Source organism: Donghicola mangrovi, assembly GCF_013377535.1.
GTDB classification, from domain to species: Bacteria; Pseudomonadota; Alphaproteobacteria; order Rhodobacterales; family Rhodobacteraceae; genus Donghicola; species Donghicola mangrovi.
On the sequence record NZ_JABCJE010000057.1, the window covers coordinates 1 to 296 of the forward strand.

Sequence of the window (296 nt, forward strand, 5' to 3'; positions counted from 1 at the left end):
ACCAGAGCCCGCCCCATGCGCAGGCCAAGCTGGTGCGCTGCGGGCGGGGTCGGATTTTCGATGTGGCCGTCGATGTGCGCACCGGCAGCCCGACCTATGGCCAGTGGTTCGGGATCGAGCTGAGCTTCGAGAATGGGAAACAGCTGATGATCCCGGCCGGGTTCCTCCATGGGTTCATGACCCTCGAGCCTGACAGCGAGATTATCTACAAGTGCACCGATTTCTACGCCCCCGAATGTGACGGCTCTGTGCGCTGGGACAGCTGCGGGATCGACTGGCCCGATGTGGGCGTCCCT

1 protein-coding gene is annotated in these 296 nt (G+C 63.5%); it reads left to right on the top strand.

Annotated features, from left to right (window positions below; genetic code table 11):
• The coding region (locus HJ536_RS20760; protein ID WP_177159291.1) for a dTDP-4-dehydrorhamnose 3,5-epimerase family protein at positions 1-296 on the top strand (296 nt) is incomplete at both ends.